The organism is Geomonas sp. (genome assembly GCF_056994735.1).
This window is the reverse complement of record NZ_JBXKJL010000081.1, coordinates 1-5601: the sequence shown is the minus strand read 5'-3', so window position 1 is coordinate 5601 and position 5601 is coordinate 1. Positions and strand designations below refer to the sequence as shown.

The window sequence follows — 5601 nt, the reverse complement described above, 5'->3', positions numbered from 1 at the left end:
CCCCAGCAGGATGCTGCTCTCGATCCCCGCCAGCAACCCGAACGGGTTCATGACCTCGCCGGGAAGCGGCCTGAACAAAGCGGTAAAGGCCGCCTGCGGCAGGAATTTCAAGGCTCCGGCCGGCGTGGTCAGGTCAACCTGCAGCTGTTGGGTGGACCCCCCCTCCGTAGTGACGAAACCTTGAGTGGTCTTGTCCGCCGCGGCCAGCACGTCCTCGAAGGCCTGGATCTTGAACCTTTCCAGCATGGGACCGGCGCTGACTACCAGGAGCGCGCAGGTCACCACCGTCAACGACACCTTCGCGGCCATCCGGCAGGAGGACGTTAAAAACAGCAGGAGTACCGGCAAGACCATGATCGGGCCGAGCCAGACCCTGATGAAGACGCCGATGAAGACCCCCGCTGCGCCCGGCAGGAAATTGCGGTAGCTGCCGTTAACCTGCCAGTTGACGGTGCCGTAGACATAGAGCCCGATGGCGAGTATGACGAGCGGCTCCTTCCCCAAGGTGGAGGACCAGAAGATGATCCCGGGGAAGAAGGCAAGGAGGTAGAAGATCCTGGTTTCTTCACGCGCCAGGAAGGCCACGGCACTCCGGTAGAAGAGGAAGACCCCGATCAGCCCTATCATGGCGAAGCTCACCTTCTGGGCGTGATAGGAATTGGGCAGCAGAAAATTGTTCAGGCTGGCGACGTTGATGATGTTCCTGGTACCGGCATCGTCGCCTGTCAGAGAGAACCGCGCCAGGGAAAAGGGTGCCGCATTCGACCTGTCGAAATACATGTAGGCATCGAGCCCGTAATGGCTTTCGTACAGCAGCATCACCCCCAGAGTCATGACGATCTTGGCGAGCCACGCGATCAAAAGGAGTTTCCTGTTGGAACCGGAAACGGGCCAGAAAAAGATGCTCACCCCCAGGACGAGCGCCCAGACCACCCCTTTGAGATAGTCGGTGGGAAGGTCCTCCTGCGGGATATAGTGGCCGCAAGCGGTTATCATATCCAGGAAGCGCGGCGTCGCCACAACAATGATGAGGACTAATAATGCCGCGATAATTTTGGTTTCCTTGTCTTTGCAGATCACTCTATTCATCCGGGTTCACCGTTTCCCTTTACATCCGCCCGTGCTAGTCGAGTTCCGACTCCAGTATCGAAAGGAGTTTGGGGGCAGCGACCTGCAGAGACTATTGGCGCTCCACTTTTGAAGACGCACTTGCCGCGGGCCCACGGCTCGTCGGGGAGATGCATGATGCAGACGTCGAAGCGCCCGGCATCAGGGTGCGTGGCGTTTCACTCGTTAGCCTGCAGCCAGGACTGGAACATCAGTACCGGCCACAACTCATATCTCCAATTGCAATGCCCGGCCTGGTGCTCCAGCCATTTCTGTCTGATGGGAGCCGGATCGAGGAGCCCGGAAGCGGCGAGCGACCTCTCGCCCAGGAGCGCTTCGCCCCACTCCCTAAGCGGCCCCCTGAGCCAGATTGCTACCGGAACGCCGAACCCCATCTTCGGCCGCTCGATGAGCTCTCTGGGGACATGCTTGTATAGGACCTTGCGCAGCAGATACTTGGTCATTCCCTGGCGGTACTTCATGGAAAGGGGGAGGCTAAGGACATACTCGACCAGGGAATGGTCCAGGAAAGGCACCCTGGTCTCCAGACTCGACGCCATCGCCGCCCGGTCCACCTTCACCAGAATGTCGTCCGGCAGATAGCGGAGTATGTCTGAGAGCATCATGTGCAAGGCTTGGTCGGGGGACTTCGCCTCTGTGGTGCCGGCATAATTATCGGCCGTCACACCGGCCGACACGACCTGGTCGGCCCACCGGTGATAACCGGTCATTTTTTCGTACAGTGAGGGCATGCTGCCGCTCTCGAAGAGTTCGGCGAACCTCCTCAACCGGTGGCCGAAGGCGGAGAGAGGGGCGACTGGAGCATTCTGGAGGGCCTTCGCCTGCCCGGCCAGAAGCGCAGCCATTGCCCGCCGAAGCGGTGCGGGAGCTACGGAAATCTTCCCCCAGAAGCTCTGCACCATGCGGTACCTTTCGTAGCCGAAAAAGAGCTCATCACCACCGTCACCGGAAAGGGCAACCGTGACCTGCCGGCGCGCGAGTCGTGTCAGGAGGGAGGTGGGGATCTGCGACGAATCTGCGAAGGGCTCGTCGTAAATCGACCCAAGTTCCGGGATCAGGTCGAGAGCATCCTTCTCCGTTACGTAAAACTCTGTGTGCTCCGTCCCCAGATGCCGGGCGACGGCCTTGGCGTACTCCGCCTCATTGAAGTGCTCCACGTTGAAGCCGATCGAGAAGGTCTTGATCTTGCGGCTGCTCTGCGCCTGCATCAGCGCAACGATCATCGAAGAATCGACCCCTCCTGAAAGGAAGGCCCCCAACGGGACATCCGCCAGCATCTGCCGCTTGAGGACCGCCTTGAGAAGCCCTTCCAGGCGCTCCGCCTCCTCGTCGTCGGATCCGCAAGACGCCTCTCCCACCGCCGCCTCCATAACCGACCAGTAACGCTCCGCCGTCTGGGACAGCGCTCCACCCTGCAGCCGGACCTGCAGCAATCCTCCCGGTTCCAGCTTCGAGATGCCGGTGTAGATCGTATGCGGCCCCGGGATGTAGGTGTAGCGAAGGAGCAGGTGCAACGCCCGTGCGTCGATGTCGCCCCGCCAGATAGGATGGGCGCGCAGCGCCTTGAGCTCGGAAGCGAAGATGAAGGTGCCGTCAACCGTGCCGTAATAGAGCGGTTTTTCGCCTACGCGATCCCGCCCCAGCGTCAGCACCTTCTCCGCCCGGTCCCAAAGGGCGATGGCGAACATGCCCACCGCCTTCTTGAGAGTCCCGGCTATCCCCCAGGCCTCGCAGCCCGCGAGGAGCGTTTCCGTGTCCGAATGTCCCCGCCACGGAGGGTTGGCCCCCCTCTCCTCCAGCTCCCTTCTCAGTTCGAGATGGTTGTAGATCTCCCCGTTGAAGGCGATCACGAAGCGCCCGGTGCCGGATACCATGGGCTGGTGCCCGGCCGGAGAGAGGTCGAGGATGGAGAGCCGGCGATGCGCCAGGGCCACCGCGCTCTCATCATCGATCCAGATTCCAGAGTCGTCCGGGCCGCGATGGGCGATCCGGCCGGCCATCTCACCGGCGACGGCTCGCGCGGCGGCGCCGGAAAAGGCCGCAGGCTGCCAGAACCCCGCTATGCCGCACATGGCGTGGTCACCACCGAACGAAGGAGCCGTGCCAGCCTCGGCGCGGCCACCTGGAGAGAATATTCACGTTCCATTGTTTTGCGCCCCGCGGCTCCCATTTTTTTCCGCAGCGCCGCGCTGCCGATCAGGGTTTCCAGCGACTCGCGCCACTGCGGCTCCGTCTGGGCCAGGAACCCGTTCTCCCCGTGCAGCACGATCGACCGGTTGGCCCCGACCGGCGATGCCACCACCGGTCTTCCGCAGGCCATGTACTGGATCAGCTTGTAACCGCACTTGCCGCTTTCCCAGCGGTTGTCGGAGAGGGGCATGATCCCTATGTCGAAGCCCTGGATTTCCGCCACCTCGGTCTCTTCCGACCAGGGCCTGACCTCGATGGGAAGGCCGCGAAGCTGGGCGGGATGCGCGCCTATGGCTACCACCCGGGCCCGGTGGGATTCCACCATGGCCTGCAGGGCCGGCGCGACCAGCTCCATGTACCTTGCGGTGGTCGGCGACCCGATCCAGCCGATGGTCACCGCCTGGCTCTCCTGCTCCTCCGGGACCTTGTAACGCGCGGCATCGACCACCGTGGGAAGGAACTCCACTCGACGCGCCCCGGCCGAAGCGGCGTGCTCCCCAAGGTATGCGTTCCCGGCCACGACCAGGTCGGCCCGCCGCATCACCGCGTCGATCTTGTGTCCCAGGAGGGCCCGGACCGCTCCCGAGGGGTGCTGGTCGTAGCGGTGGAAGACGGCGTCGTCGTAGTCGACCACCAGCGGGATCCCCTCCGGCAACAACCGCAGTTCGATCCAGGCGGGAAGCCAGGGGAGAATTTCGTATTCAAGCCAGACAAGGTCGTAGTTGTTGGCACGGGAAGCCGTCTCCAGGCGGCTGAGGTACCCCCTGATCACGTCCAGCTTCGAGATCCTGCCGCTGTAGAGACCGCGCACGTAGTCGTCGTCGAACAGGGGCGCCACCGTCACCTCGACCCCCTGCCTCTCCAGGAAGGGAAGGTATTGGTAGGAACGCAGGCGGCTGCTGGCGCCCAGGCGAGCGTAGCGGCTCAGCAGCAGGACGCGCATGGCGAATCCCCCTCAAGCTTCATCCCTGCTCTCGATGGTCTGGCCGTCCCACAGCTCGTCATGCCGCCGGCCCCCCAGCCAACTCCACCGCAGCCCCCCCCAGGAGTTCCGCGTAGATCCCGGCATAGCTGCGAACGCCGTGGTCCAGCGAGAACTCCTCCAGGGCCACGCGGCGGCAGCGCTCCCTTATCCCCGGCTCCCGTAGGAGGCCAAGGAGCCTCCCGACCGCCTCCTCCATGGCCTCCTCGCTGAACTCCTTCAAGGCGATCCCTACCCCCCTGTCCTCCAGGATGGAGGCCATGTCCCCCACCCCGGCATTGCCCAGGCAGGGCACGCCGCAGCCGAGGAACTCGCCCAGTTTGGTGGGTGCACTGGCCGTCTTGGAGTAGACCGGCTTGATGAAAAATATTCCCGCATCCATGCGAGCCATGGCGCGCGCCACCCCTGCATGGTCGGCGGTATCCAGCACCACCGCCGCAGGATCGATCCCGTGATGTTCCAGGCGTTCCCGAATGAACGGGTGCTCCCCGCGGTTGAGTATATGGAGGCGGGCGTCAGGGAGAGCCCGGCGCAGGACCTTGAAGCAGCGCAGCGACTCGTCGAAGAGGTACCACACCCCGGCGGACCCGACATACCCCAAGGTCAGCGACCGCTCCCCTTCCCTGTGCCCCTCCCGGCCGGGGTGAAAGAGGTCCAGGTCGGCGCAGGTGGTAATGACCTCGAAGCGCGGCATGCGCTGCTGCAGATAATCGAAGCGTCGCATCTCGTCGACGGCAGCCCGGGTAAGCGACACCACCAGGTCGGCGCCGAGGAGGAAGCGGCGCTCGAAGCCCTTGGCCGCGCGGTACAGCCCCCCACCCGCCGGCCAGATGCCGCCGTCGACCCGCTCATCGGCCCAGAAGCCGCGCATGTCGAAGAGGAACTTGAGACCCAAGAGCCTCTTGAGGGACAAGGCGATGACCGAGGAGACGTAGCTGCGGGCGTGCACGATGTCCACCCTGTGCCTGAGCGCCAGGTAGCTCCCCGCGAGGATGCCGAGCACGATGTCGTACGCGGTGGCCGCGGCGGAGGGCTTCTTGTGGTACCGCAGGGGGACCCATACCACCCTTCTCCCCCGGGCCTCCGCACGAAACCGCTCCCGCGCCTCCACGTCGGCCCAGTCCGCCTCCTTCTCGTAGCTCAGCAAGACGATGCGGTGCTTCTCGCTCAGCGCCGAAAGGTAGCGCCAGACCTGGGACTGTCCGAGCGGCTCCAGCATGCCGTCGTACGAGATGTACAGCACAGAAGGCTTGAGCCCTTGCTGGCTTGTAATTGGACTGCTCATCGGGAACTCAGGCCCC

The 5601-nt window shown here is 63.8% G+C and carries 4 protein-coding genes; all 4 read right to left on the bottom strand.

Annotated elements, in window-relative coordinates:
* Positions 1 to 1089: hypothetical protein (locus tag AC11W3_RS03685; RefSeq protein WP_484092510.1), on the bottom strand; the 1089-nt coding region annotated here is incomplete at its 3' end.
* 197 nt (positions 1090 to 1286) lie between these two features.
* Positions 1287 to 3200 (bottom strand): asparagine synthase (glutamine-hydrolyzing), encoded by a 1914-nt coding sequence (gene asnB / locus AC11W3_RS03680; protein ID WP_484092509.1) that lies wholly within the window; start codon positions 3198 to 3200, stop codon positions 1287 to 1289.
* On the bottom strand, positions 3188 to 4261 hold the full coding sequence (locus tag AC11W3_RS03675; protein ID WP_484092508.1) for a glycosyltransferase family 4 protein: 1074 nt from the start codon (positions 4259 to 4261) through the stop codon (positions 3188 to 3190). Before AC11W3_RS03675 ends, asnB begins: the two co-directional genes overlap by 13 nt.
* Before the next feature lie 58 nt (positions 4262 to 4319).
* Positions 4320 to 5585 carry a glycosyltransferase gene (locus AC11W3_RS03670; RefSeq protein ID WP_484092507.1) on the bottom strand — a complete coding sequence of 422 codons (1266 nt, stop codon included), beginning with the start codon at positions 5583 to 5585 and terminating at the stop codon, positions 4320 to 4322.
* Between the last annotated feature and the right edge of the window lie 16 nt (positions 5586 to 5601).

Bases quoted from the DNA above. Each gene is read 5' to 3' on its own strand.
- asnB (WP_484092509.1), bottom strand. From the start codon at position 3,200: ATGTGCGGCATAGCGGGGTTCTGGCAGCCTGCGGCCTTTTCCGGCGCC.
- AC11W3_RS03670 (WP_484092507.1), bottom strand. From the start codon at position 5,585: ATGAGCAGTCCAATTACAAGCCAGCAAGGGCTCAAGCCTTCTGTGCTG.
- AC11W3_RS03675 (WP_484092508.1), bottom strand. From the start codon at position 4,261: ATGCGCGTCCTGCTGCTGAGCCGCTACGCTCGCCTGGGCGCCAGCAGC.